The following is a 400-nucleotide window of genomic DNA, read 5'->3' as shown; positions in this document are numbered from 1 at the left end:
GGGTTCTGGCACAAATCGCCGACCACAAGATCAATCGCATCAACGAACTCATGCCTTGGTGTTACGCTGCAAAAGCAGCGTAACAGAGCGCCTGGCCGCCATGAAGACCGGCTTCACCGGGCGGACACGAAGATGCTCAAACCTCCGCAAATAAAGAGGGACGAACATGGAATTTTCCATGCTCGCCCCTCTCGCTTTACAACGTCACAAAGTCAGATTGGCTTAAGCCGTAAACAGATCAGCAAGGGTAATGTAGCCATCGTCCAGGATCAGTGTCTCAACGTGATCCGCAGAAGCAAACCAATCAGTAAGCTGGGCACCCGCAACAACCCGCTATTTTGAGGCGTCCCGACGGCTTTCAGCCATGAGGCCCGCGTTTTTGCCCCGGATCGGATTGATC

At 53.8% G+C, this 400-nt stretch carries 1 protein-coding gene; it reads left to right on the top strand.

The features are described from left to right. Nucleotides 1–342, top strand: a 342-nt coding sequence (locus ACXAIC_RS24845) for a hypothetical protein (RefSeq protein ID WP_475187136.1), incomplete at its 5' end; no start/stop codon positions are given. Nucleotides 343–400 lie beyond the last annotated feature (58 nt).

This window comes from Roseibium sp. AWQ4_254 (assembly GCF_056161025.1).
Note: the sequence above shows the minus strand (reverse complement) of the source record. Positions and strands in the feature narration are given on the sequence as shown.